The sequence below is a fragment of the Pseudomonas sp. MYb118 genome, assembly GCF_040947875.1.
Classification (GTDB): Bacteria; Pseudomonadota; Gammaproteobacteria; order Pseudomonadales; family Pseudomonadaceae; genus Aquipseudomonas.
On record NZ_JBFRXN010000003.1, the window covers coordinates 286,534 to 310,058 of the forward strand.

Below are 23,525 nucleotides of genomic sequence, written 5' to 3' on the forward strand. Positions count from 1 at the left end.
GGTGGTGAAGACAGGAGCGCAGCGATGACCGAAATCCTGGGCAAGCCGATCAAGGTGATCGCGTTCGCGCTGCTGTCGATGTCCGGCAGCGCGCTGGCTGTACAACCCATTACCGAACTGCCGTTGCAGCAGGATGCCGAGCAGCGCTGGCACCTGCCGGCAGGCGAGTACCGCGGCTCGTTCAGCGTGGACGCGCCGATGCACATCGTCTGTGAACCCGGTGCGGTGTTCCAGGCGCAGGGGCAGGGTAATGGGCTGACGGTCAGCGCGCCTGACGTGACGATCGAAGGCTGCACCTTTCTCGACTGGGGGCATGACCTGACCGCCATGAACTCGGCGGTGTTCCTGCAACCCAAGGCCCGTGGTGCGCTGATCAAGGGCAATCGCATGCAGGGGCAGGGCTTTGGCATCTGGGTGGACAGCACCCACGATGCCAGCCTGATCGACAACGACATCCAGGGTGACCCGCAAATGCGCTCGCAGGACCGCGGCAACGGCATTCACCTGTACGCCGTGCGCGGCGCCAAGGTCATTGGCAACCACGTGCGCGAAGCGCGCGATGGCATCTACATCGACACCTCCAACGGCAACCTGCTGCAAGGCAATACCCTGGAAGATTTGCGTTACGGCGTGCACTACATGTTCGCCAACGATAACCAGGTGCTCGACAACATCACCCGCCGCACCCGCACCGGCTACGCGCTGATGCAAAGCCGCAAGCTGATCGTGACCGGCAACCGCTCCGAACAGGATCAGAACTACGGGATCCTGATGAACTACATCACCTATTCGACCCTGCGCGACAACTTCGTCACCGACGTGCGCGACGGCTCCACCGGCGACACCATGATCACCGGCGCCGAGGGCAAGGCGCTGTTCATCTACAACTCGCTGTTCAACAGCATCGAACACAACCACTTCGAGCGCAGCGCCGTGGGTATTCACCTGACGGCGGGTTCGGAGGACAACCGCATCGCCGACAACGCCTTTGTCGGCAACCAGCGCCAGGTCAAGTACGTGGCGACCCGCTTGCAGGAATGGTCCATCGACGGTCGCGGCAACTACTGGAGCGACTACCTGGGCTGGGACCGCAACGACGATGGCCTGGGCGATATCGCCTACGAACCCAACGACAACGTCGATCGCCTGCTGTGGATGTACCCGCAGGTGCGCCTGCTGATGAACAGCCCCGGCATCGAGCTGCTGCGCTGGGTGCAACGGGCGTTCCCGGTGATGAAGTCGCCGGGCGTCATGGACAGCCACCCACTGATGAAACCCACCACTGAAGACCTGGCCAAGGAGCCCATCGGATGAATGTCATCGACATCGAAGGCGTCAGCCAGCGCTATGGGCAGGCCACCGTCCTGCATGACTTGAACCTGAGCCTGGGCGAGGGGGAAGTGCTGGGCCTGTTCGGTCACAACGGCGCGGGCAAGACCACCAGCATGAAGCTGGTGCTCGGTTTGCTTGAAGCCAGCGAGGGCCAGGTGCGGGTGTTCGGCCGTCCGCCCAGCGATCCGCAGGTGCGGCAAATGCTCGGCTACTTGCCGGAGAACGTGACGTTTTACCCGCAGATGAGCGGCCTGGAGACCTTGCGCCATTTCGCCCGGCTCAAGGGCGCTTCGAAGGCCCAGGTGGACCGTTTGCTGGAGGAGGTGGGGCTGGCGGCTGCGGCGCGGCGGCGGGTCAAGACTTACTCCAAGGGCATGCGCCAGCGTCTGGGGCTGGCCCAGGCACTGCTCGGCGAGCCACGCCTGTTGCTGCTCGACGAGCCCACCGTGGGTCTCGACCCGATGGCCACCCAGGACCTGTACCGCCTGCTCGACCGCCTGCGCGGCCAGGGCGCCAGCATCATCATCTGTTCCCACGTGCTGCCCGGGGTCGAGGCGCACATCAACCGTGCGGCGATCCTCACCCAGGGCCGCCTGCTGGCGCTGGGCAGCCTGCGCAAGTTGCGCGAGGACGCCGGGCTGCCGACCTTCATTCGCGCCAACGGCCTCAAGCACGCCGGGCCCTTGCAGATCTCCTGGAACATCGCCGGCCACCCCACCCAGCGCTGGGGCGTGGAAGGGCTCGAAGTGGCGGCGCTCAATGGCAGCAAACTCGGCCTGTTGCGCCAGTTGCTCAATGAAGACGACCCCAGCGATGTGGAAATTGCGCCGCCGTCGCTGGAAGACCTTTACCGCCATTACATGAGCCGGGCCGCGGCACACGCCAAGGGAGAGACCGCATGAACCCGATCTGGAACATGGCCCGCAAGGAGTTCAGCGACGGCCTGCGCAACCGCTGGTTGCTGGCCATCAGCATCCTGTTCGCGGTGCTGGCCACCGGCATCGCCTGGCTGGGCGCGGCGGCGTCCGGGCAACTGGGCTTCACTTCGGTGCCGGCGACCATTGCCAGCCTGGCCAGCCTCGCGACTTTCCTGATGCCGCTGATCGCCTTGCTGCTGGCCTATGACGCCATCGTCGGCGAGGACGAAAGCGGCACCTTGTTGCTGTTGCTCACCTATCCGCTGGGGCGCGGGTACATCCTGCTGGGCAAGTTCATCGGCCACGGCGGCATTCTTGCGCTGGCGACGCTGCTGGGGTTCGGCTGCGCGATGCTGGCGATCGCCGTGCTGGTGGACGACGTCGAGCTGAGCCTGCTGGTGTGGGCCTTTGGCCGTTTCATGCTGTCGTCGACCTTGCTCGGTTGGGGCTTCCTCGGGCTGGCCTATGTGTTGAGCAGCATCTCCGCGGAAAAATCCACGGCCGCCGGGCTGGCGCTGGGGGTGTGGTTCTTCTTTGTGCTGGTGTTCGACCTGGCGCTGCTGGCCCTGCTGGTGCTCAGCGAAGGGCAGTTCAACCCCAAGGTGTTGCCGTGGCTGCTGTTGCTCAACCCGGCGGACATCTATCGCCTGATCAACCTGTCCGGTTTCGATGGTGGCGCCACCACCTCCGGCGTGCTGACCCTGGGCACCGACCTGCCACTGCCGGGCGCGATGCTCTGGCTGTGCCTGGCCCTGTGGGTCGCGGCGCCGCTGAGCTCGGCCTGGCTGCTGTTCCGCCGGCGGGCGAGCTGAATTCTGTCTTGAAATGTGTGGAGTTGACGATGAGTACGCTTTATCTGAAAACGCTTGGGGCGGTCGCGGGCCTGATGGCTTGCCTGTGGCTGACGGGGTGTGACAAACCGGTGGAAGCCAGCAACAGCCTGGCGCCGGTCGCCTTTCACTCAAGCGATGAATGCCATGTCTGCGGCATGATCATCGGCGAGTTCCCCGGCCCCAAGGGTGAAGTGGTGGAGCACAGCGGCGTGAAGAAATTCTGTTCCACGGCGGAGATGATTGGTTGGTGGTTGCAGCCGGAAAATCAGCACAGCGGTGCGAAGTTGTATGTGCACGACATGGGCCGCGTGGCGTGGGACAAGCCTGATGATGCGCAACTGATTGATGCCAGGGATGCGTTCTACGTGGTGGGCACCAAACTCAAGGGGGCGATGGGGGTGGTATTGGCGTCGTTCTCCAGCAAGCACATGGCTGACAAGCTGGCTGAGGAGCAGGGGGGGCGGGTGTTGAGGTTCAGCGAGATTGATCAGTCGGTGTTGCAGCAGCCGGGGATGGGGGGGCATTCGATGCATTGATATTTGAGCCCACCACCCACCCACAGTGTTTTCTGGTGCTCACATATATTGGGTTCACTGGAGATCCCTGTGGGAGCGGGCTTGCTCGCGATGGCGGCCTATGCGGGTACATATCCATTACTGCGATACGGCTTCTTAAGGTTCCGCCCTTACGGCGGGTCACTTTTGGAAGAGCGCCAAAAGTAACCAAAAACGCTCTCGCCCCACCACTCGGCACCTCGCTAACGCTCGGTGTGCCCGAACACAGGCATTGCTCCGTGGGTCGCCGCGACGGGCCATCCATGGCCCGGCGCGGCTAAACCGGCGTCCTGCCGGTTTCCCCACTGCGCAATGCCTGTGTTCGGCCATCGTGGTTTAACGGGGCTTTCAGATCAAAATCAAAAGCACAGCAAAAGCAAAGCAAAGCAAAGCAAAAGCACAGCAAATGCAAAGCTTGTCCGGTGTTGTTCTGGTTTTTCCCCATTTTCAAAATCTGATCGCCGTCAAGTCGATATTCCCCCGCATGTTCAAAGATAACCTCCCGAAAGGTCGCGAGTGCCCGGCATTGTCGATGCCCAGGAGAACATGATGAAAACCGAGTTTCAGGATCGTTTGGCGGTGATCACCGGTGCCAGTTCCGGGATTGGCCTGGCTTTGTGTGCGGCGTTGTTGCCCCGGGGGGTGAAGGTGTTGGCGATGTCGCGCACGGTGGGGGAGTTGCCGGCCTTGCAGCAGATTTATGGCGAGCGCTTGCAGTGGTTGGCCGGCGATGTGACGCGTGAGCAGGATTTGCAGGCGCTGGCGCGGCGTGCGGCGCTGTTGGGGCCGGTGGATTATCTGGTGCCCAATGCGGGCATTGCCGAGATGGCCGATAGCCTGGATGTGTCGGCTTTTGCCCGGCAGTGGGCGGTTAACGGGGCAGGGGCGTTGAACACCCTGGCGGCGTTGCGCGGTGAGCTGGCGAACCCGGCGTCGGTGGTGTTCGTCGGCAGCTTCCTCACCGGTTCGAGCTTTCCCGGCCTGGCGGCATGCATCGCCAGCAAGGCCGCATTGGCGGCGCAGGCGCGCACTTTGGCGGTGGAGTTCGCCGGTTGCGATGTGCGCATCAACCTGGTTTCCCCAGGCCCGACCGCCACGTCAATGTGGGACAACCTGGGCCTGAGCGACGGCGAGCTCGACAACGTCGCCGACCACCTCGGCAAACGCCTGCTGCCCGGGCATTTCCTCGACGCAGCGGCGGTGGCCAATGTGATCATCTTCCAGCTATCCCAGGGCGCACGCGGTGTGTACGGCCAGGATTGGCGGGTGGATCACGGCTATTCCCTGGCCTGACAAATCCTTCACAAACACCACCCCCCCCCCTGTAGGAGCGAGCATGCTCGCGATGGTCGTCAACGATGACGCGGGGCATCTGGCACACCGCGGTGTTCTTGCGTTCATCGCGAGCAGGCTCGCTCCCACAGTTGTTTGCGAGTGATCGTTCCCACGCGGAGCGTGGGAACGATCGACAGGGAACTACTGATTAATGCGAAGTCCCTTCGGCAAACTCGATCTTGTTACCCACGTTGTACTTGCCCGACGGTTTGTTCATCGGGATGCGTTTGATTTCCTTGAGGGTGTTGCTGTCGTAGACGATCAGCGCGCCGTCGGTGGCCCAGATGCTCAGTAGCAGGTGGCGACCGTCGCGGGTGAATTCGACGTGGGCGGCGGTTTTGCCGGGCATCGGGCGCAGGGTGTGGGCGATTTCCAGGGTCTGTTTGTCGATCAGGTGGATGGCGTCGTTGTCCGGGCCGAAGAACACGTCGGTCCAGGCATAGCGCGAGTTGACGTGGCTGCGCATGAAGAACCCCGGCCCCAGGGTGGGGATTTCCTTGATCAGTTTCCAGGTCTTGAAGTCGATCACCGAGATCAGCCCCTTGCTGATGTTCGGCGTGGCGAACACCCACTCGCCGTTGCGCTTCCAGTACGTCCCGGACCCCAGGTGCGGCATGCCCGGCAGCGGGATGTCGGTGACCACCTTGCCGCTGTCCAGGTCGATCACCTGGCCACCCTTGGCCTTGCGTGAGGTGGCCAGCAATTGTTTGTAGTCGGGTGAGAAGGAGAAATCGTCGAGCATGTCTTCGGCGGGAATGCGCCGTGGCTCGAAGGTCGGTGTGCCGGCGGTGGAGATTTCCCAGGCTTCCTTCACGTCCTTGAGTGCGACGATGAAGCTGTCCCGTGGCGGCGCCGTATACACCGCGCTGACCCGCGAGGCGCTGCCGTCTTGGCCAACTGCCGGGATGGTCTTGACGGGTGACAGGTCACGGGCATCGAGCACCACCAGGCTGCCCGGCAGGTAGTTGCCCACCAGCACCCAGCGCCCGTCCTTGCTCACCGCGAGGTTGCGGGTGTTGAGGCCGGCGCGGACCTCGGCGATCAGCTTCAGGTTGTTCAGGTCGTACAGGCTCACCCAACCATCGCGCGACGCCACGTAGACAAACCGCCCGTCCGGGGAGAACTTCGGCCCGCCGTGCACGGCAAAGTGCGAGGTGAAGCGCGCCAGCACGTTGAAGCGATCACCGTCGAGGATGTTGATGTGGTGATCGCCGGCCTCGACCACCACGAACAGGTTCAGTGGGTCGGCGCCATGCTGCGGTGTGGCGGGCAGCTTGTTGATATCGGTGACGATGATGTGGCTGTTGCGAATATCGGCATCGGTCCACACCGGCGGGGTGGCCGGCGGTTGTTGCAGGTAATCCGCCAGCGCCTCGATCTGCGCCGGGTTGAACACCGTGTTGAAGCTCGCCATCTGGCTGGCCGGGCGACCTTCGCTGATCACCTTGCGGATCTCGTCCGGCTTGATCCGGCTCAGGCTCTCCGGCAGCAAGGCCGGCCCTGTGCCGCCGAAGCGGTTGGCGCCATGGCAGCTCTGGCAATGTTGCTGGTAGTTGTTCGCCGCCTCCTGCAGCGCGGCGGCATCACTCGCCGCCAGTGCATGAGCCGCCCCGAACCACAACAGCGGAACCAGCAGGGCGTGCTTCATAGCGCCACCTTGCGGCGCTGCACGGCCTGCACCGGGTAGAAACGGGCCGGATGCTCCATGGGCTGGGCGGCGAACAGGTCGACCACCTTGCCGATCACCGTCAGCGTCGGGATCCCCGGCGGGCATTCCAGCGCCAGGTTGGGCAACTCGCGCAATGGGCCACGCACGACGTGCTGGTCAGGCCGCGAGCCGTTGCTGATCAACGCCGCCGGGGTCTCGGCCGCCAGTCCCGCTTCGATCAGCTTGTGCGCGATGATCTTCAGGTTCGACAAACCCATATAGAACACCAGGGTCTGGCTGTCGTCGGCCAGGTCCTGCCAGGGCAGCTTCAGCTCGCCATCGTTCTGCAGGTGGCCGGTGATGAAACGGCAGGAGTTGACCAGGTCACGATGGGTCAGCGGGATGCCGGCGTAGGCGCTGCAACCGGAGGCGGCGGTGATGCCCGGCACCACCTGGCAGTCGACGTTGCGCTCCAGCAGGTATTCCAGCTCTTCGGCGCCACGGCCGAAAATGAACGGATCACCGCCCTTGAGGCGCACCACCCGCTGGCCCTGGTCGGCCAGGTCCACCAGCAACTGGTTGATCTGCTCCTGGGGCAGGCTGTGGCAACCGCTGGCTTTGCCGACGTAATGACGGGCGCAGGTGAGGGGGATCAGCGTCAGCAGTTCCGGGCTGATCAGGCGGTCGTAGACCACCGCGTCGGCCTGCATCAACAGGCTCCAGGCGCGCAGGGTCAACAGGCGCGGATCGCCGGGGCCGGCGCCGACCAGGGCGACTTCGCCCGGTCTGAACAGGGACTCGAGTGTTGCCGGTAGAGCGATCGATAAAGGCATGGGACGTCCTTGGTGCTTCATCAGGTTGATCGGCCCCAGCCTTTTTAGGTGGTTGGCCGAACGGGCAATCAATGGGTGATGCAGGCAATCGTGTGGATCGGCGGCAGGCCGATTTCTTCATCGCTCAGGTGGCAACCGGGGTCCTGGCCCCACAGGTCGCCCTCGGCCCAGGCGCGGGTGCGGGTGTTGCCGTTACAGATGGCCAGCCAGCGACACTGCGCGCAGCGGCCACCAACCACCCGTGGGTGTACGCGCAACTGCTGCAACAGGGCATCGGGCTGCTCCAGCCACAGGGTGCGGAACGGCGTGCGCCGCACGTTGCCCACCGAGTGCTGCCACCAGTAAGTGTCAGGGTGCACTTCGCCGGTGTTGTCGATGTTGGCGATGCCGCTGCCCGAGGCATTGCCGCCCCAGTCGCGCAGCATGCGTTCCAGGCGTACGGCGTGCTGCGGCAGGTGCTGCTCGACCCATTGCAGCATCAGCACGGCGTCGGCGTCGTTGTTGCCACTGACGAAGTCGCTGTCCAGGCCCTGCTGGATGTCGGCCCAGGCGCGCTGGAAAATCAGCGTCATGGCCTCGCGGCTCATCTGCTGGCGGGCGTCGAGCTTGCGGCTGCGCTTGCCGCGACCGCTGTAGTTGAGGTGCGACAGGTAAAACTTCTGCACGTCGTACTCGCGCATCAGCTCCAGCAATTGCGGCAGTTGCGCATGGTTTTCCTGGGTGAGGGTGGTGCGCAGGCCGACGCGGATGCCCTGTTCGCGACACAACTGGATGCCGTGCATGGAACTGGCAAAGCTGCCCTTGAGCTGGCGGAAGGCGTCGTGGGTGGCCTCCAGGCCGTCGATGCTGATGCCCACATAATCGAATTGCGCCGCGCGGATGTGCGCGATGTTGTCTTCGTTGATCAACGTGCCATTGGTGGACAGGGCGACGAAGAATCCCTTGGAACGGGCATAGGCGCTGAGCACGAACAGGTCGTGGCGCAGCAGCGGTTCGCCCCCGGACAGGATCAGCACCTTGACCCCGGCGTCGTGCAGGTCGTCGATCACGGTCATGGCCGTGGTGGTGTCCAGTTCGTCGCGAAACACGCTGTCGGCCGAGGTGGCGTAACAGTGTTTGCAGGTCAGGTTGCAGCGCCTGAGCAGATTCCAGATCACCACCGGCGCGCGGTGGCTGCCCGGTGGGCTGGTCCTGGGGGCGGGCGCGCCAGTGGCCAGCGCTCGCAGGTATTGGCTGATCCTCAACATGCGGCTCTCCTTGAGTCGGCGTGTGTTCAGTTCGAAGGCAGGCGCAAACCGGTTTTCTTCAGGATGCGGCTACTGACCAGCATCTCGTCGGCGGTGCAGGCGTCGCCCAGCAGGTAACGCAGGTGGTCGCGGTAGCTGTCGATTTCCTCGCGGCTGCGCCCGTGCACCATGGCGAACAGGTTGTAGCGCCAGGCGGTGCGTCGCGGGCGGCGGTAGCAATGGCTGACGAAGGGCTGCGCACCGATCAGCGCGCCGAGGCGCGGCATGTCGGCGTCGCGCACGTCCCACACGGTCATGCCGTTGAAGCGATAACCCAGGCGATAGTGGTTGGGCACCGCGGCGATGCGGCGGATCGCGCCTTCGGCCTGCAAGCGCTTGAGCAGGTCCAGGGTCGATTCGACACTCAGGCCCAGTTGCTCGCCCAGCCACGTCCAGGGGTCTTCGATCAGGGGCAGGCCAGCCTGGGTCAGTTCTATCAGGCGCTGGGCATGCTCTTGAGGAGCGGTGTCTTCAGACCGGGAAATACAAACCGACATGGTAAGTCTCCTCCTTGGGCAGATTGAGCAATGGCAGGCCGGTCAGGTCCTGGATGTGCTGCAAGGTGTCGTTCAGGCGCTGCTCGGTGGCGCAGCCGAGGACGAACCACATGTTCCACTCGTGTTCGCGGCGGTAGTTGTGCGCCACTTCCGGCAGGGCATGCAGTTGCGCGGCCACGGTGTCGAAACGCTCTTCCGGCACCGCCAGCGCCGCCAGGGTGAAGGCGCCGCCCAGTCGCTCGATGTCGAACATCGGGCCGAAGCGGGTGAGCACGCCGTCCTCGAGCAACAGGTGCAGGCGATCGAGCAATTCGGTGTCGCTGCTGCCCAGCTCGGCGGCCAGTACTTTCCACGGGTGGCGTACCAGGGGCAGGCCCAGTTGCAGGCGATTGATCAACCGACGGTCGAGGTCATCCATGGGCGTGGGCTCCGGTGGCAGAAGGTGCAAAGCGCCCGCCGCATTGTTTGTAGGCACGGGTGCTGAACAGCAGTTGGTGGGGCAGGTCGCTGAGCAGGTGCTCGGCCAGCAGCGCCTCGATGTGCGCCTCGACCCGGTCGCGCTGGCGCCCGTGGACCATGCAGAACAGGTTGTAGCGCCACTGCGGCAAGCGCCGCGGGCGTTGGTAGCAGAGGCTGACATCGGGGGCCTGGCCCAAGCGTTTGCCGACTTCGTCGACCAAGGCGTCGGGCACATCGAGCACCAGCATGGCGTTGGCGGTGAAGCCCAGGGCGCGATGGTTGAGCACCAGGCCGATCCGGCGGAATAACCCCTGTGCCTGCCATTCCTGCATTTGCCCGAGCACCTGCTGTTCGTCGGCGTCGATGCGTTCGGCCAGTGCTTGATAGGGCCGCGCAACCTGCGGCAAACCGCCTTCCAGGTGACGGCGCAGGGCCGTGGCCTGGCGCGGGTTCAGACCCTTTTGCATGGGCTGTCTCCCAGGGCGAAACCCAAGTCGATGCGGTAAGCGGTGAGCATCGGCAGGTCCAACGGGGTGAGGCCGGTGTCGTGCTCGAGCTCTTCGAGTACCCGCTCGATGTGCTGGCGGTTCGGACCGGTCAGCACGAACCACAGGTTGTAGTGATGTTCGCGGGCATAGTTGTGATTGACCTCGGGGTACTGGCTGACGCGTTCGGCGACCTGGTGCAGGCGTTCGGCCGGAACGGCGAGGGCGGCCAGGGTGCTGGCGCCGGCGCGGCTATGCTCGAACACCGGGCCGATGCGCGACAGGGCGCCGGCCAGTTCCAGGCGTTGCAGGCACTGCATCACCTGCGCTTCGGTGCAGCCCAGCACCTGGGCCATTTCCCGGTAGGGTTCGGCGCACAGCGGCATGCCGTGCTGGTAGCGGTCGATCAATTGGCGGCTGAGCAGGTCGAGGTCCATTTCAATAACCCATTTTTTGTGCGCGGCTGCTGAAGAAAATCCCGCTCGGCGCGGCGGCGGGCAGCTCGCTGACTGGCTTGAGGGTGTAGGGGTCCCAGACCTGCACCTGGTCTCCATCGCGCAGCGACAGCCATAGCTGGTCGCCGCGGGAGGTGAATTCCATGTGCAGCACCGCCGGTCCCGGTTGCAGGTCGGCGACCACGGCGTGGGTTTCGGTGTCGATGACCTGGACCTTGTCGTTGTCCGGGTAGGCGAAGTTGACCCACAGCTGGCGACCGTCCGGGCGCGAGGTGACGAACACCGGTTGCCCGGCCACGGGGATGGCGGCGGTCTGTTGCCAGGTGCGCGCATCCATCACCAGCACCTGGTGGCGACCCACTGCCGGCACGAACGCCTGGTTGTCGGCCACGGCCCAGCCTTCCAGGTGGGGCATCTTGTACACCGGGAGTTTTTCCTGGCCGCGCCCGTAGTCGCCGAGCACGCGTTTGACCCCGCGCTCGGGGTGCCAGAGGTCAAGCTGGGCCATGCCGTCCTCACCGAACAGGCCGGCCATGTAATAGCGCCCGTCAGGAGTGATCAGTGCGTCGTAGGGTTGCTGGCCGATGCCGGTGTAGCGGCTGATCTTCGGCGTGGTGCCCTGGCTGAAATCGGCGATCCAGATCTCGCCGGTGTCGAACAGGCTGTAGACGAACCGCTGGCCGGGGGCATCCACCAGGCCGACGGTGCGCGAGCGCTTGCTGCCGTCGGCCAGTGGCGTGGCGGGGATGTCGGCGACCTGTTCGAGGGTTCGCGCATCGAACACCTTGACCCCGCCCGGCACGTAGTTGGACACGGCGATGAGCTTGCCGTCCTGGCTGATGGCGCCGCCGATGGCGTTGCCGCCCTGGATCACCCGCCGCTCGATGCGTTGGGTCAACAGGTCGATCTTGCTCAGGCCGCCATCGCGGCCGAACACGTAGGCGTAGCGCTGGTCGCGCGAGTACACCACCGAGGCATGGGACAGGTCGCCCAGGCCTTCGATGCGGGCCAGGGCGCTGTGGGTGTCGCTTTCGATGATCTGCACGCTGCCGGTGGCGCGTTCGACCACGACCCCCAGGTCACCGGTGCCACGCAGCGGTGGTTGGGCACAACCGGACAGCAGCAGGCTGGCAGCCGCCGTCAGCAGGAAGGTACGGATCATGGTGCGGGGTATCCCTTGAGTAGAAAATCGACCAGCCAACTGATGTCATCAGGGCCGAGCAGCGGGGCCCAGCCGGGCATGGCGGTGCCCGGCCGGCCGTGGGTGACGGTGGCAATCAGGCTGTCCCTGGATTTGCCGGCCAGGGCTGCGCGTGTCAGCTCCGGGCCCAGCCCGCCGGTCATGTGCAGGCCATGGCAGGCGCCGCAATCCTGGACCAGCAGGTGTTCGAGTTTGGCCTGGCGCGGGGCGTCAGGCGTGGCAACCGCGGTTGCGCAAAAGAGGAGGAGGGCCGCCAGGACGACGGTGTGTCGGTAGATACTCATGACGCCCTCCTTGTGGGTTATTTGAGGCTCAGTACCCAATTCGCCAGGGTCTTGGCTTCTTCATCGGTGACCGGGTTCGGCGGCATTGGCATAGCGCCCCAGTTACCCTGCGTACCATTCTTGATGTGCTTGGCCAGGGTGTCTGCGGCGCCGGCGACACCGGCGTTTTTCGCGGCGACTTCCTTGAGCGCAGGTCCCACCAGCTTGGCGTCGATCGAGTGACAGGCTGCGCAAGGTTTGGCCTTGAACAGGGTCGGTCCGTCATCGGCCATGACCGGTTGCACGCTCAACGCGGCGGTCAGGGCGAACAGTGAAAGCAATGTATTTTTCATGGTGTTTCCTTGTATTGATGAAGCTCAATAGATGTCGTGTTGGGTGTTGTAAACGTTGAATTTGCCGGTCGGTGTGATCAGGCGCTTGTCCTTGATCACTGACTTGAGCTTCAGCGTTTTGTCGTCGATCACGACCAGTGCGGACTCGTCCGACTGACCACTCCACACGGAGAACCAGACCTCGTCGCCCGCCTTGTTGTATTCCGGTTGCACGACGCGCATGGCGCCTTCCTTGATGCCTGCGTATTCGGCGATAGGCAGCACGGTGTAGCCGGCGTCGAGCTTGTCGATGTTGAACACGGCCACGGACTGGCTGATCTTGGCGTCCGGGTTGAGGGTGGTGTCGACATACAGGTGACGGGAGTTGGGGTGGGTCTTGATGAACAGCGAACCACCGCCCTGGCCCTTGATCGAGGCCACTTGTTTCCAGGCGTATTGCGGGTGTTTGACAGGGTCGGTACCGATCAGCGAAATGCCTTCGTCACCCAGGTGGCTGGTGGCCCAGACCGGTCCGTAAGTCGGATGAGTGAAGTTGGCGCCACGGCCCGGGTGCGGAATCTTGCCCACGTCCACCAGGGAGGTCAGCTTGCGATCCTTGGAGTCGATCACCGCGACCTTGTTGGAGTTGTTCGCCGCCGTCATGAAGTAGCGGTGCGAGCTGTCCCAGCCGCCGTCATGCAGGAACGGGGCGGCGTCGATGTAGGTGATGCTGAGGTTCTTGATGTCTTCGTAGTTGACCAGCATGACCTTGCCGGTTTCCTTGACGTTGACGATGAACTCGGGCCATTCGTGGGAAGCGATGATCGCCGCGACACGCGGTTCCGGGTGGTATTCCTGCTTGTCGACGGTCATGCCGCGGGTGGAGACGATCTGTTTCGGCTCCAGGGTTTCACCGTCCATGATGGTGAACTGTGGCGGCCAGTAGGAACCGGCGATGGTGTACTTGTCCTCGTAGCCCTTGAACTTGGAGGTCTCCACCGAGCGCGCTTCGATACCGACTTTCACTTCGGCAACCTTGGTCGGCTCTTCCGGCCACAGGTCGATCATGTCGATCCGCGCGTCACGGCCGATCACCAGCAGGTAGCGACCGGAAGCGGAGATCCGCGAGATGTGCACCGCGTAGCCGGTCTCGATCAGCTTGACGATTTTCTTGCTGTCGCCGTCGATCAGGGCGATCTTGCCGTCGTCGCGCAGGGTCACCGAGAACAGGTTCGGCAGGTTGAGTTTGGACAGTTGTTTCTTCGGCCGATCCTCGGGTTTGACCAGCACCTTCCAGGTCTTCAGCGTCTCGGCCATGCCCCATTCCGGCGGGGTAGGCGGGGTGTGCTGGACGAACTTGGCCATGGCGGTGATCTGCTCTTTGGTCAGTGCGTTGGAGGTGCCCCAGTTCGGCATGCCCGCGGGCGAGCCGTAGGTGATCAGGGCTTCCAGGTAGGCCTGGCCACGGGACTGGGTGATGTCCGGTGTCAACGGCTTGCCGGTGGCCCCCTTGCGCAGTACACCGTGGCAGCCGGCGCAGCGCTGGAAGTAGATTTCCTTGGACGAGTCGAACTCGGCCTGGCTCATGTCCGGCGCCCCGGCGTCGGTCACCATGGCGGTTTTTACCGCAGCGGGTGCGGCTTCGCCGGCCCCGACGGCGTGCCCCATGGCGAGTGTCGAAAACAGTGTGGCGGCAGTCAGAGCTAACGTTTTTCTATTACTGATCAGCATTCCATTTCTCCTCAGGCTGGACCTCTTCAATGTGCCCGGACCGCAGCACAGGACGCAGGTTCTTAGTGCGCTGCAAGGCTATGCCGGAGCACGGCAAAGACTGCTTGACGGTGATCAAGTTTGCCCGCCGTGGTGCTTGCCAAGTTGTCGCAGGGGCCCGTAGCGTGTGGCTCAAATCCGCTGTTAATTCAGGTGCTTCATGGACCTCGGCCACCCCCGCGCAATCGACCTCGAACCCTTCTACCAACCCCTCAATAACGAGCAGGCGCTGTTCGAACAGGCCTGGCATCACGGCATGCCGGTGCTGATCAAAGGCCCCACCGGCTGCGGCAAGACCCGCTTCGTCCAGCACATGGCGCATCGCTTGAACCTGCCGCTGTACACCGTGGCCTGTCATGACGACTTGAGCGCCGCCGACCTGATCGGTCGCCACTTGATCGGCGCCCAGGGCACCTGGTGGCAGGACGGCCCGCTGACCCGCGCGGTGCGCGAAGGTGGTATCTGCTACCTCGACGAAGTGGTCGAGGCACGGCAGGACACGGCGGTGGTGTTGCACCCGCTGGCCGATGACCGTCGCGAGCTGTTTCTGGAACGCACCGGCGAGGTGCTGAAGGCGCCGCCGTCGTTCATGCTGGTGGTGTCGTACAACCCCGGTTACCAGAACCTGATGAAGGGCATGAAGCCCAGTACGCGCCAGCGCTTTGTGGCGATGCGCTTCGACTATCCGCCGGTGGCCGAGGAAGAGCGCATCGTCGCCCGCGAGGCCCAGGTGGACAGCGCGCTGGCGGCACAGGTGGTGAAGCTCGGGCAGGCGCTGCGCCGGCTCGATCAGCATGACCTGGAAGAAGTGGCCTCCACGCGCCTGCTGATTTTCACCGCACGCATGATCCGCTCCGGCATGAGCCCGCGTGAGGCGTGCATGGCCTGTCTGGCCGAACCCTTGAGCGATGACCCGCTGACTGTCGCGGCGCTGATGGGTGTGGTCGATGTCCACTTCGGCTGACTCTGCCCGGATATCGCCCGGTCATTTGCCGGGCGATCTGGCGATGTGGTTTTTCATCCTCGCCGAGTTGTCGGTGTTCGCCTTGCTGATCCTGGCGTTCGCCGTGACCCAGGCCATCAAGCCGCAGCTGTTCGCCGACAGTCGTGCGTTGCTCGATGCATCGACCGGCCTGGCGATGACCCTCAGCCTGCTCACCGCCGGCTTGTTCGCCGCGCTGGCCCAGGAGCAGGTGCGGCACTCCCGGCCGCGTCGCGGCGCGATCTTGCTGCTGGCGGCGCTGCTGGCTGCCAGTGTCTACGTGGTGTTGAAACTCACCGAATACCGCCACTTGCTGGGCGCCGGGCTGGGCATGGAGCACAACACCTTTTTCACCCTCTACTGGATCCTCACCGGGTTTCATTTCGTCCATGTGCTGCTGGGCATGTTCATCCTCGGCTGGCTGGCCTTACGCTGTCGCCGTGGCCTGTACAGCGCAGACAATCGCAGCGGCTTCGAGTCCGGCGTGCTGTATTGGCATATGGTCGACTTGATCTGGGTGGTGTTGTTTCCGCTGGTCTATGTACTGAACTGAGGCGAGGGATTATGTCGGCTTCAAGGTTGCTGTGGATCTGCTGGGCTGCGCTGGCGACGTTGAGCGTATGCACGGTGCTGCTCGCCCATTCCGGTGCAACCGTGTGGCTGTCGATCGCCATCCTGCTGGTCGCGGTGGCCAAGGCCTGGCTGATCACCGAGGGCTTCATGGAATTGCGCCGCGCGCCACGCCTGTGGCGCCGTCTGATGCTCGCCTGGGCTCTGCTCCTGGCCGCACTCATCTTCGTTACGCTTGCGGCTTGAAGCTTCCAGCTTGTCGCTGCCTTTGTCCTACTAAAACCATCTGCTTTTCTTGATTGCCATCAAGCGGTTTTCACCCCCCGGGTTTCTATCATGGACACGCCAAGCAATGAGGAAGCGACCATGTCAGAGACCTTCACCAAGGGCATGGCCAGGAATATCTACTTCGGGGGAAGCGTGTTCTTCTTCCTGATATTCCTGGCCTTGACCTATCACACAGAACAGACCTTTCCGGAACGCAGCAACGTCGAGCAGTTAACCGAGTCGGTGATACGCGGCAAGACAATCTGGGAGCAAAACAACTGCATCGGCTGCCACACGCTGCTGGGCGAGGGCGCTTACTTCGCGCCTGAGCTGGGTAACGTGTTCCAGCGTCGCGGCGGCGAGGAGGGCTTCAAGCCGTTCCTGCAGGCGTGGATGAAAATGCAGCCGTTGGGTGTACCAGGGCGCCGGGCGATGCCGCAGTTCCACCTCAAGGAACAGGAGGTCAACGACCTCTCCGAATTCCTCAAGTGGAGCTCGAAGATCAACACCAACAACTGGCCGCCAAACAAGGAGGGTTGAGAGATGAGTATTTCTAATCCGCACCTGAAATTCGCCTCGCAAGCCGTGGCCAAACCGTACTTCGTGTTCGCCCTGATGCTGTTCCTCGGCCAGGTGCTGTTCGGGTTGATCATGGGCCTGCAATACGTGATCGGCGACTTCCTGTTCCCGGCCATTCCGTTCAACGTGGCGCGCATGGTGCACACCAACCTTTTGATCGTGTGGCTGCTGTTCGGCTTCATGGGCGCGGCCTACTACCTGATTCCGGAAGAGGCCGACCGTGAACTGCACAGCCCGAAACTGGCGATCCTGCTGTTCTGGGTGTTCGCCGCGGCCGGTGTGCTGACCATTCTCGGCTACCTGCTGGTGCCGTACGCCGGCCTGGCCAAGCTGACCCACAACGAGCTGCTGCCGACCATGGGGCGCGAGTTCCTCGAGCAGCCGACCATCACCAAGATGGGCATTGTGGTGGTGTGCCTGGGCTTCCTCTACAACATCGGCATGACCCTGCTCAAGGGGCGCAAGACCACGGTCAGCATGGTGATGATGACCGGCTTGATCGGCCTTGCGGTGTTCTTCCTGTTCTCCTTCTACAACCCCGATAACCTGGCCCGTGACAAGTTCTACTGGTGGTGGGTGGTGCATCTGTGGGTGGAAGGCGTCTGGGAACTGATCATGGGTTCGATGCTGGCCTTCGTCCTGATCAAGATCACCGGTGTCGACCGCGAAGTGGTGGAGAAATGGCTGTACGTGATCATCGCCATGGCGCTGATTACCGGGATCATCGGTACCGGTCACCACTTCTTCTGGATCGGTGCGCCAGAGGTCTGGCTGTGGGTCGGTTCGATCTTCTCCGCCATGGAACCGCTGCCGTTCCTGGCCATGGTGATGTTCGCCTTCAGCATGGTGAAAAAACGTCGTCGTCAACACCCTAATCGTGCCGCCACCCTGTGGGCCAAGGGCACCACCGTCACCGCGTTCTTCGGCGCAGGTGTCTGGGGTTTCCTGCACACCCTGGCACCGGTCAACTACTACACCCACGGCACTCAACTGACGGCGGCCCACGGTCACCTGGCGTTCTACGGCGCCTACGCGATGATCGTCATGACCCTGATCAGCTACGCCATGCCACGCTTGCGCGGCCTGGGTGAAGCCGGTGACGAGCGTTCGCAGGCCCTCGAAGTCTGGGGCTTCTGGCTGATGACCCTGTCGATGGTGGCGATCACATTGTTCCTCACCGCTGCCGGTGCCGTGCAGGTCTACCTGCAACGCTGGCAGGCCGATGGTCTGGCACTGCCGTTCATGGCCACGGTCGATCATCTGCAAGTGCTGTTCTGGGCACGTCTGGCCTCCGGTGTGGCGTTCCTCGCCGGGCTGGTCTGCTACTTGTTCAGCTTCCGCCAGCGTGGCCGCGCCGCATTACGCGCACCGGCACCGGTAGTGCCTTCATGAGTCGATACAACGGCTAGAAAAGGTCGGCCCGGCTGGTACAGCGGGCCGTTTTTTGGTTTCAGAAAGGGCGAGTTCAATGGCCTTTACCGTCGAACTGGAAGAGTGGGTCGGCAGTGTCTGGCACCGTTTCATCACCCGGCGCGCCAGTGCCGATTTTCCCGAAGCGCGGGTTGAGCTGATCAGCCAGCAGCGTCCGCTGGCGCTGTTGTTCCGCGCCATGGGCGGTGCCAGTGGCATCGGTGTGGAAGCTGCCAGCGAACGTGACCTGTTGCTGCGGCGCAATGTGTTGCAGCAGATCGCCGGCACCTGCAAGCAAGTACCCTTGGCCTGGTGTGACGACACCACCTTGCGCCTGCCGCCGAGCCTGGCGGTGTTTCCCGAGGTGGCCCTAAACCAGGAGTTGTATCGCTGGCTGGCATTGCTGGCGGCGCAGGCCGGGCCGATGCGGCACTGGGGACGTGACAATCAACGCTGGACCCGGCAACTGTTGCAGCGATTTCCAGCCTTGCGTCCCCGCTACAAGCGTCTGGTAGAGGCGCATTTGCAATTGCGCCCTGACCCCGGCTCGCTGAACCGCAGCGAGGCGGCACTGGAGCGGGCGTTGTGTCAGGCGCTGCGTGAACCGGGCAGCGTCGAGCATTTCCCGCGCAGCGAACGGGCGGCGTGGCCGCTGCCGCTGTGGCTGTATCCGCCGCAGCATCTGTCGACGCCGCAGAAGGCCGACCTGGGCGAGGAATCCGAAGAGAAACTGACCACCGCACCCGGTGAACAGAAGAGCGGGTGCAAGCGTGCCAAACGCATCGACGACAGCACCCGCGATGGCGGGTTTCTGGTGGTGCGCCTGGAGAACCTGTTCAGTTGGAGCGAGCATGTTGACCTTGATCGCTGGGAGGATGACAGCGAAGACGAAGATGCGTCCAAGGTGGCCGACGACCTGGATGAGTTGACCCTGTCGCGCACCCGTCTGCGCAAGGGCGGTGGCCTCAAGCTGCACCTGGACTTGCCACCGGCGGATATCGACGACGTGCCGCTGGGGGAGGGCATCAAGCTGCCGGAGTGGGACTATCGCAAACAGCGCATGCAGGACAGCTTCGTCAACCTGCAAATGATGGTGCCCCGCGACAGTGAAGCGCAGCCGTTGCCGCAACGGCTCAAGGCGTCGGCGCACCGCCTGCGGCGTCAGTTCGAGCATCTGCGCAATGATCGGCAGTGGTTACGACAACAGGCCCAGGGCTCGGAACTGGACATGCAGGCGTGGCTGGACTTCCACGTCGAACGCGCCCACGGGCAGTGTGTCGAGCGGGGATTGTTCATGGAGCAGCGCCGGACGCGACGTGACCTGGCGTGCCTGCTGCTGGCGGATCTGTCGATGTCCACCGATGCGCACCTGAACGATGAGCATCGGGTGATTGATGTGGTGCGCGACAGCTTGCTGTTGTTCGGCGAGACTCTGTCGGGACTGGGCGATGATTTTGCCTTGTACGGGTTCTCTTCCTTGCGCCGCCAGCAGGTGCGCATGCAGGAATTGAAGTCGTTCGGCCAGCGTTATGACGACAACACCCGTGGACGTATACAGGGCCTGAAACCGGGTTATTACACGCGCATGGGCGCGGCGATCCGCCATGCCACGCACCTGTTGGCGCAGAGCAAACGGCGTAGCAAGTTGTTGTTGCTGGTCACCGACGGCAAGCCCAACGACCTGGACCTGTACGAAGGCCGCTACGGCGTGGAAGACACCCGCCAGGCAGTCATGGAAGCGCGGCGCCAGGGCCTGATCCCGTTCTGCATCACCATCGACCAGGAGGCCGAGGAATACCTGCCCTACATGTTCGGCGCCAACGGCTACACCCTGATTCGTCAGCCTGAGCAGTTGCCGCTGCGGTTGCCACAGTTGTATCGGCAACTGACACAACGGTGAACCATTGTGGGAGCGGGCTTGCTCGCGATGGCGGAGTGTCAGGCGCCATTGATGCTGGATGTACCGGCCCCATCGCGGGCAAGCCCGCTCCCACAGGTTTCGGGGTGATCCCGAATTGTGTGAGCTACCAAAAAATCCCAACTGTGGGAGCGAGCCTGCTCGCGATGCGGTGTGTCAGGCACCATTGATGTTGGATGTGCCGGCCTCATCGCGAGCAGGCTCGCTCCCACAAAGTGTCCCTGCTGATGCAAATTCCGCGAGCGGCCACAAATCCCCTGTGGGAGCGGGCTTGCTCGCGAATGCGGAGTGTCAGGCGCCATTGATGCTGGATGTACCGGCCTCATCGCGAGCAAGCCCGCTCCCACAGGTTTCAGGGTGATTCCGGATTGTGTGAACTACCACAAATCCTAACTGTGGGAGCGAGCCTGCTCGCGATGCGGTGTGTCAGGCACCATTGATTTTGGATGTGCCGGCCTCATCGCGAGCAAGCCCGCTCCCACAGGTTTCAGGGTGATTCCGGATTGTGTGAACTACCACAAATCCTAACTGTGGGAGCGAGCCTGCTCGCGATGCGGTGTATCAGGCGCCATTGATATTGGATGTGCCGGCCTCATCGCGAGCAGGCTCGCTCCCACACATTGCCCATGCTGATGCAAATTCCGCGAACGACCACAAATCCCCTGTGGGAGCGGGCTTGCTCGCGATGCGGTGTGTCAGGCGCAAATGATGCTGGATGTGCCGACCCCAGCGGCGGCACTCGGTTGCTTCTGGTTCACACCCTTTCAACAAATCCTAAAGCCATCAACTCAGTCTCAATCCGGTCATGCCACACATGATCGCTGCCGAGATTGCTGCGCTCAGCGAAACTCCGATCCACCAGACCCTGTTTGCTGAAGAAACCTTACTGTTGTGGGCAAGCATCACCACACGTAGTCCGCAAACCAGATGAGCAAGTACGAAGAACACCCCCAGCGCGTAATGAGGCAATAGCCGGATGTTCCAGGCGTCGTGAATCAGCCCGGTAGGCAGTCCCGTAGCGAACGCCCAGTCGGTGGGAATATCGAGCCAGGTCCTGGCGAAGATGAACACGGAGTTCATATGCCCAAGTATGAATACTGACATGAACACACCGGTCGCTATCTGGAACATCCGATAACGATCGGCCGATGTCTCGCTCCATGTCCATACCAGGCGCAGCCCGCTGAATATCTGGAACAGCATGACAGCGACAAGCAGGGGTTCGACGAGTTGCTCCCGGTAAACAATCCGTCCCAGGTCCATCACGGCCGCGTGTGCCTCGGGGCTGATCAGGCCGAACAGATGGTTGAAGATATGAAAAAGTACGTAAACCGCAGCGATAGATCCCGCGATTCCGTGGGCCACTCTCAGGCGTGACGATGTGCGTGGCAGGGGAGAAATCACGGCATTCGTGTTTCGCGATGCCAAATACCCAAATAACAACCATGCAGGTGTCCACAGCCAGGTGTCCGGGATTTTACTGCCGCCCATGTAGGTGAGTACGCCGAAGAAGACGTAGACCGTTGGCGCCGTTATCGCGAGTAGAGCAAATCGCCTTGCACGGACGTCTTGCGCATTTGGTGCCGGAGTCTGGGCGGGCGTGCCCGCGATGAACAAATTGATCAGTGGAACTGCGAACGCTGCGATAAGCAAAAGAGCCGCTAGCAAGGTCGCGCCAGTGGAGACTGATGTAGCGGTAACAGGAGGGGTGACGGCCCAATGGAACGCATCAAGAATCCAGGGATAAATGGCCGCGGTGGCGGCCGCTATCCACACTGTCGAAGTTGTATCAATAATTGGCTTGCTGAGTACGAATGTGCCGTCCGATTTTGAGTAGGTTTGCATTGCATTACTCCTGCCGACGCCGAACTGCTGTCAGCATATTTAATGGTTGTATTTATTTGATAAGGCTTACAGCTGCTGGCGGACGTGAAGTCCTTTCGCCAGTCACTTTTTTCGCGAAAAACAGCGCTGCGCCAAAATTTTTGCAAGCCTGTGTCGAGTGCACGGGTGAGCTGCTTTGTGAAAGAAGTCAAATCGTCCAGCGGGGTCTTGGTTGTCTCCATATGCGCAGCCTGATCGAAAGTAGTCGCTTCATCGTATTGATCGGATGCCTTATCCTAAAGAGTCAAAAATCGCAAAAACGACTAGGACATAGGATGGAAAAGCCGCTCCTTACCGGCGACGGTGCGCCCCCCCTCTATCGTCAGATTTACCTGCGCTTGCGTGCAGCGATTGCTGATGGTCGTTTGAAAGCTGGTGATCGCGTGCCCTCGATACGGGCCTTGGCCTCGGAGCTGAATCTGGCCCGAGGCACGATCGAGTTGGCGTACCAACTGCTGATCAACGAGGGCTATCTGATGGGGCGTGGAGCGGCGGGTACCGTTGTATCTCCTCTGATCAAGTCGATGCCGGTGCCCTCTGAATCTTCATCCGCGCCGGTGCCGGAGTATTCTCTCGTTCACTCCGGCGAGCCTGCGCAGCCATTCCAAATGGGGCTCCCCGCGTTGGATGCTTTCCCACGCAAACTATGGAATCGAATTGCCTCTAACGAATTGCGAAACTCGTTCTCGGACGGGGCGATTTACCCTGATGCAAGGGGACACTCCTCGTTACGAAGAGCAGTTGCTCGGTATTTGGGACTTTCCCGAGGCATCACCTGCGCTCCCGAGCAGATTTTTATCGTCGCAGGCTACCGCGCGGCTTTGGATCTGATAGGCCGTAGCCTGCTAAAACCGGGCGACAGTTGTTGGATGGAAGATCCAGGCTATTTTGCCGCTCGCGATTTTTTTCAGGAAGCTGGCGCCACGCTAGTCCCTGTCCCGGTTGACAGTGACGGCATGGTGGTCGAAGCCGCTGTTGAGAGCGCTCCCGATGCTCGCTTCGCGGTCGTAACGCCGACCCACCAGAGCCCGCTGTGTGTGGCGCTGTCGATGCCGCGCCGCCAGGCATTGCTGGAGTGGGCGAATGCGAAGCAAAGCTGGATTATCGAAGACGATTACGACAGTGAATACCGTTACCACGGCAGGCCCCTCCCTGCGCTCAAAAGCCTGGATGTACATGACCGCGTTTTGTATTGCGGCACATTCAGCAAAGTCCTCTTGCCTGGGCTGAGACTGGCCTACTTAGTGGTTCCAGAGAAGCTGGTGCCGCGTTTCGCTGAACTGGCTGACAAGATGCAAAGTCATTGCCCTCAGCTATGGCAGGTGACAACGGCCAGATTCATAGAGGAGGGGCATTTCGGGCGACACCTTAAAAAGATGCGCAATCTGTACGCACACCGCAGACAACTGCTGGCGCAAGCATTGATTACAAGGCTGGAGCATCGCCTCGTTGTAGATAATCAGGTGGGGGGGATGCATCTGCTCGCCCGCCTTGATCCGGATGAGGATGATCGCGAAATTTTCATACGTGCTAAAGGTGCTGGTCTGCGCGTCCAGGCGCTGTCCAGATGGTACGTCAAGACACCATCTGTGCATGGCCTGCTGCTGGGCTTCACCAATGTGGTGGACAAGGCGCAAGCTTCGGAGCTGGTGGAGCGATTGGCTCAAGTAATTGAGTGCGAGGCGCTACCTGGTAACTGCTCACCATAGACCAGG

At 62.4% G+C, this 23,525-nt stretch carries 24 protein-coding genes and 1 pseudogene; 13 read left to right on the forward strand and 12 right to left on the reverse strand.

Going from position 1 to position 23,525, the window contains the following annotated elements; translation table 11 throughout:
- Positions 1-24 precede the first annotated feature (24 nt).
- The 6 genes and pseudogenes from ABVN20_RS22680 to ABVN20_RS22705 form a co-directional block, all read left to right on the forward strand.
- Positions 25-1,314 (forward strand): nitrous oxide reductase family maturation protein NosD, encoded by a 1,290-nt coding sequence (locus tag ABVN20_RS22680; protein ID WP_368557982.1) that lies wholly within the window; start codon positions 25-27, stop codon positions 1,312-1,314.
- Positions 1,311-2,234, forward strand: a complete 924-nt coding sequence (locus tag ABVN20_RS22685) for an ABC transporter ATP-binding protein (protein ID WP_368557983.1) — start codon at positions 1,311-1,313, stop codon at positions 2,232-2,234. The genes ABVN20_RS22680 and ABVN20_RS22685 overlap by 4 nt, the downstream gene beginning before the upstream one ends.
- Positions 2,231-3,061, forward strand: coding sequence for an ABC transporter permease (locus ABVN20_RS22690; RefSeq protein ID WP_368557984.1), 831 nt, complete (start codon positions 2,231-2,233; stop codon positions 3,059-3,061). The genes ABVN20_RS22685 and ABVN20_RS22690 overlap by 4 nt, the downstream gene beginning before the upstream one ends.
- A gap of 29 nt (positions 3,062-3,090) precedes the next feature.
- The gene (locus ABVN20_RS22695; RefSeq protein WP_368557985.1) at positions 3,091-3,618 is read left to right on the forward strand and encodes a nitrous oxide reductase accessory protein NosL; all 528 of its coding nucleotides are present in this window, start codon (positions 3,091-3,093) and stop codon (positions 3,616-3,618) included.
- A 567-nt stretch (positions 3,619-4,185) separates the two neighbouring features.
- Complete coding sequence (locus ABVN20_RS22700; protein WP_368557986.1) at positions 4,186-4,929, forward strand: SDR family oxidoreductase; 744 nt, start codon at positions 4,186-4,188, stop codon at positions 4,927-4,929.
- A 43-nt stretch (positions 4,930-4,972) separates the two neighbouring features.
- Positions 4,973-5,068, forward strand: a pseudogene (locus ABVN20_RS22705) (outer membrane lipoprotein carrier protein LolA); the annotation flags it as partial.
- Between the two features lie 51 nt (positions 5,069-5,119).
- On the opposite strand, the gene ABVN20_RS22710 reads toward ABVN20_RS22705, so the two are convergent.
- From ABVN20_RS22710 to nirS, 11 genes are all read right to left on the reverse strand, one after another.
- Positions 5,120-6,619 (reverse strand): cytochrome D1 domain-containing protein, encoded by a 1,500-nt coding sequence (locus tag ABVN20_RS22710; RefSeq protein ID WP_368557987.1) that lies wholly within the window; start codon positions 6,617-6,619, stop codon positions 5,120-5,122.
- The gene (gene cobA, locus ABVN20_RS22715; RefSeq protein ID WP_368557988.1) at positions 6,616-7,452 is read right to left on the reverse strand and encodes a uroporphyrinogen-III C-methyltransferase; all 837 of its coding nucleotides are present in this window, start codon (positions 7,450-7,452) and stop codon (positions 6,616-6,618) included. The genes ABVN20_RS22710 and cobA overlap by 4 nt, the downstream gene beginning before the upstream one ends.
- Positions 7,453-7,520: 68 nt before the next feature.
- Positions 7,521-8,699 carry a heme d1 biosynthesis radical SAM protein NirJ gene (gene nirJ, locus ABVN20_RS22720; RefSeq protein WP_368557989.1) on the reverse strand — a complete coding sequence of 393 codons (1,179 nt, stop codon included), beginning with the start codon at positions 8,697-8,699 and terminating at the stop codon, positions 7,521-7,523.
- A 26-nt stretch (positions 8,700-8,725) separates the two neighbouring features.
- Positions 8,726-9,235, reverse strand: coding sequence for a nitrite reductase (locus ABVN20_RS22725; protein ID WP_368557990.1), 510 nt, complete (start codon positions 9,233-9,235; stop codon positions 8,726-8,728).
- Positions 9,210-9,653, reverse strand: a complete 444-nt coding sequence (locus ABVN20_RS22730) for an Lrp/AsnC family transcriptional regulator (protein WP_368557991.1) — start codon at positions 9,651-9,653, stop codon at positions 9,210-9,212. Before ABVN20_RS22730 ends, ABVN20_RS22725 begins: the two co-directional genes overlap by 26 nt.
- Positions 9,646-10,161 carry an AsnC family protein gene (locus ABVN20_RS22735; protein ID WP_368557992.1) on the reverse strand — a complete coding sequence of 172 codons (516 nt, stop codon included), beginning with the start codon at positions 10,159-10,161 and terminating at the stop codon, positions 9,646-9,648. The genes ABVN20_RS22730 and ABVN20_RS22735 overlap by 8 nt, the downstream gene beginning before the upstream one ends.
- Entirely contained in the window at positions 10,146-10,616 is a 471-nt protein-coding gene (locus ABVN20_RS22740; protein WP_368557993.1) for an Lrp/AsnC family transcriptional regulator, read from the reverse strand. The genes ABVN20_RS22735 and ABVN20_RS22740 overlap by 16 nt, the downstream gene beginning before the upstream one ends.
- Before the next feature lies 1 nt (position 10,617).
- Complete coding sequence (locus ABVN20_RS22745; protein ID WP_368557994.1) at positions 10,618-11,796, reverse strand: cytochrome D1 domain-containing protein; 1,179 nt, start codon at positions 11,794-11,796, stop codon at positions 10,618-10,620.
- A complete protein-coding gene (locus ABVN20_RS22750) occupies positions 11,793-12,119 on the reverse strand; it encodes a cytochrome c (RefSeq protein WP_368557995.1) in 327 nt (108 codons plus the stop codon). Before ABVN20_RS22750 ends, ABVN20_RS22745 begins: the two co-directional genes overlap by 4 nt.
- A 17-nt stretch (positions 12,120-12,136) precedes the next feature.
- The gene (locus ABVN20_RS22755; RefSeq protein WP_368557996.1) at positions 12,137-12,451 is read right to left on the reverse strand and encodes a c-type cytochrome; all 315 of its coding nucleotides are present in this window, start codon (positions 12,449-12,451) and stop codon (positions 12,137-12,139) included.
- A gap of 24 nt (positions 12,452-12,475) precedes the next feature.
- The gene (gene nirS, locus ABVN20_RS22760) at positions 12,476-14,044 is read right to left on the reverse strand and encodes a nitrite reductase (RefSeq protein WP_368558700.1); all 1,569 of its coding nucleotides are present in this window, start codon (positions 14,042-14,044) and stop codon (positions 12,476-12,478) included.
- Between the two features lie 316 nt (positions 14,045-14,360).
- Between nirS and ABVN20_RS22765 the strand changes: the two genes are divergently transcribed.
- From ABVN20_RS22765 to ABVN20_RS22790, 6 genes are all read left to right on the forward strand, one after another.
- Complete coding sequence (locus ABVN20_RS22765; protein ID WP_368557997.1) at positions 14,361-15,164, forward strand: CbbQ/NirQ/NorQ/GpvN family protein; 804 nt, start codon at positions 14,361-14,363, stop codon at positions 15,162-15,164.
- A complete protein-coding gene (locus tag ABVN20_RS22770; protein ID WP_368557998.1) occupies positions 15,148-15,735 on the forward strand; it encodes a cytochrome c oxidase subunit 3 in 588 nt (195 codons plus the stop codon). The genes ABVN20_RS22765 and ABVN20_RS22770 overlap by 17 nt, the downstream gene beginning before the upstream one ends.
- 11 nt (positions 15,736-15,746) lie before the next feature.
- Complete coding sequence (locus ABVN20_RS22775) at positions 15,747-15,998, forward strand: cytochrome C oxidase subunit IV family protein (RefSeq protein ID WP_368557999.1); 252 nt, start codon at positions 15,747-15,749, stop codon at positions 15,996-15,998.
- Positions 15,999-16,118: 120 nt separating this feature from the next.
- Positions 16,119-16,559, forward strand: a complete 441-nt coding sequence (locus ABVN20_RS22780; RefSeq protein ID WP_368558701.1) for a cytochrome c — start codon at positions 16,119-16,121, stop codon at positions 16,557-16,559.
- 3 nt (positions 16,560-16,562) lie between these two features.
- Complete coding sequence (locus ABVN20_RS22785) at positions 16,563-17,990, forward strand: cbb3-type cytochrome c oxidase subunit I (RefSeq protein ID WP_368558000.1); 1,428 nt, start codon at positions 16,563-16,565, stop codon at positions 17,988-17,990.
- A gap of 76 nt (positions 17,991-18,066) precedes the next feature.
- The gene (locus ABVN20_RS22790) at positions 18,067-19,908 is read left to right on the forward strand and encodes a nitric oxide reductase activation protein NorD (protein WP_368558001.1); all 1,842 of its coding nucleotides are present in this window, start codon (positions 18,067-18,069) and stop codon (positions 19,906-19,908) included.
- A gap of 801 nt (positions 19,909-20,709) precedes the next feature.
- Here the strand turns inward: ABVN20_RS22790 and ABVN20_RS22795 are convergent.
- The gene (locus ABVN20_RS22795) at positions 20,710-21,771 is read right to left on the reverse strand and encodes a hypothetical protein (protein ID WP_368558002.1); all 1,062 of its coding nucleotides are present in this window, start codon (positions 21,769-21,771) and stop codon (positions 20,710-20,712) included.
- A gap of 314 nt (positions 21,772-22,085) precedes the next feature.
- Here ABVN20_RS22795 and ABVN20_RS22800 point away from each other — a divergent pair, with 314 nt between their 5' ends.
- On the forward strand, positions 22,086-23,519 hold the full coding sequence (locus tag ABVN20_RS22800) for a PLP-dependent aminotransferase family protein (RefSeq protein WP_368558003.1): 1,434 nt from the start codon (positions 22,086-22,088) through the stop codon (positions 23,517-23,519).
- Positions 23,520-23,525 lie beyond the last annotated feature (6 nt).

Bases quoted from the DNA above. Each gene is read 5' to 3' on its own strand.
- ABVN20_RS22685 (WP_368557983.1), top strand. From the start codon at position 1,311: ATGAATGTCATCGACATCGAAGGCGTCAGCCAGCGCTATGGGCAGGCC.
- ABVN20_RS22795 (WP_368558002.1), bottom strand. From the start codon at position 21,771: ATGCAAACCTACTCAAAATCGGACGGCACATTCGTACTCAGCAAGCCA.
- ABVN20_RS22700 (WP_368557986.1), top strand. From the start codon at position 4,186: ATGAAAACCGAGTTTCAGGATCGTTTGGCGGTGATCACCGGTGCCAGT.
- ABVN20_RS22800 (WP_368558003.1), top strand. From the start codon at position 22,086: ATGGAAAAGCCGCTCCTTACCGGCGACGGTGCGCCCCCCCTCTATCGT.
- cobA (WP_368557988.1), bottom strand. From the start codon at position 7,452: ATGCCTTTATCGATCGCTCTACCGGCAACACTCGAGTCCCTGTTCAGA.
- ABVN20_RS22755 (WP_368557996.1), bottom strand. From the start codon at position 12,451: ATGAAAAATACATTGCTTTCACTGTTCGCCCTGACCGCCGCGTTGAGC.
- nirJ (WP_368557989.1), bottom strand. From the start codon at position 8,699: ATGTTGAGGATCAGCCAATACCTGCGAGCGCTGGCCACTGGCGCGCCC.
- ABVN20_RS22710 (WP_368557987.1), bottom strand. From the start codon at position 6,619: ATGAAGCACGCCCTGCTGGTTCCGCTGTTGTGGTTCGGGGCGGCTCAT.
- nirS (WP_368558700.1), bottom strand. From the start codon at position 14,044: ATGGTGACCGACGCCGGGGCGCCGGACATGAGCCAGGCCGAGTTCGAC.
- ABVN20_RS22750 (WP_368557995.1), bottom strand. From the start codon at position 12,119: ATGAGTATCTACCGACACACCGTCGTCCTGGCGGCCCTCCTCCTCTTT.
- ABVN20_RS22765 (WP_368557997.1), top strand. From the start codon at position 14,361: ATGGACCTCGGCCACCCCCGCGCAATCGACCTCGAACCCTTCTACCAA.
- ABVN20_RS22780 (WP_368558701.1), top strand. From the start codon at position 16,119: ATGTCAGAGACCTTCACCAAGGGCATGGCCAGGAATATCTACTTCGGG.
- ABVN20_RS22740 (WP_368557993.1), bottom strand. From the start codon at position 10,616: ATGGACCTCGACCTGCTCAGCCGCCAATTGATCGACCGCTACCAGCAC.
- ABVN20_RS22770 (WP_368557998.1), top strand. From the start codon at position 15,148: ATGTCCACTTCGGCTGACTCTGCCCGGATATCGCCCGGTCATTTGCCG.
- ABVN20_RS22690 (WP_368557984.1), top strand. From the start codon at position 2,231: ATGAACCCGATCTGGAACATGGCCCGCAAGGAGTTCAGCGACGGCCTG.
- ABVN20_RS22730 (WP_368557991.1), bottom strand. From the start codon at position 9,653: ATGGATGACCTCGACCGTCGGTTGATCAATCGCCTGCAACTGGGCCTG.
- ABVN20_RS22775 (WP_368557999.1), top strand. From the start codon at position 15,747: ATGTCGGCTTCAAGGTTGCTGTGGATCTGCTGGGCTGCGCTGGCGACG.
- ABVN20_RS22735 (WP_368557992.1), bottom strand. From the start codon at position 10,161: ATGCAAAAGGGTCTGAACCCGCGCCAGGCCACGGCCCTGCGCCGTCAC.
- ABVN20_RS22695 (WP_368557985.1), top strand. From the start codon at position 3,091: ATGAGTACGCTTTATCTGAAAACGCTTGGGGCGGTCGCGGGCCTGATG.
- ABVN20_RS22790 (WP_368558001.1), top strand. From the start codon at position 18,067: ATGGCCTTTACCGTCGAACTGGAAGAGTGGGTCGGCAGTGTCTGGCAC.
- ABVN20_RS22785 (WP_368558000.1), top strand. From the start codon at position 16,563: ATGAGTATTTCTAATCCGCACCTGAAATTCGCCTCGCAAGCCGTGGCC.
- ABVN20_RS22725 (WP_368557990.1), bottom strand. From the start codon at position 9,235: ATGTCGGTTTGTATTTCCCGGTCTGAAGACACCGCTCCTCAAGAGCAT.
- ABVN20_RS22680 (WP_368557982.1), top strand. From the start codon at position 25: ATGACCGAAATCCTGGGCAAGCCGATCAAGGTGATCGCGTTCGCGCTG.
- ABVN20_RS22745 (WP_368557994.1), bottom strand. From the start codon at position 11,796: ATGATCCGTACCTTCCTGCTGACGGCGGCTGCCAGCCTGCTGCTGTCC.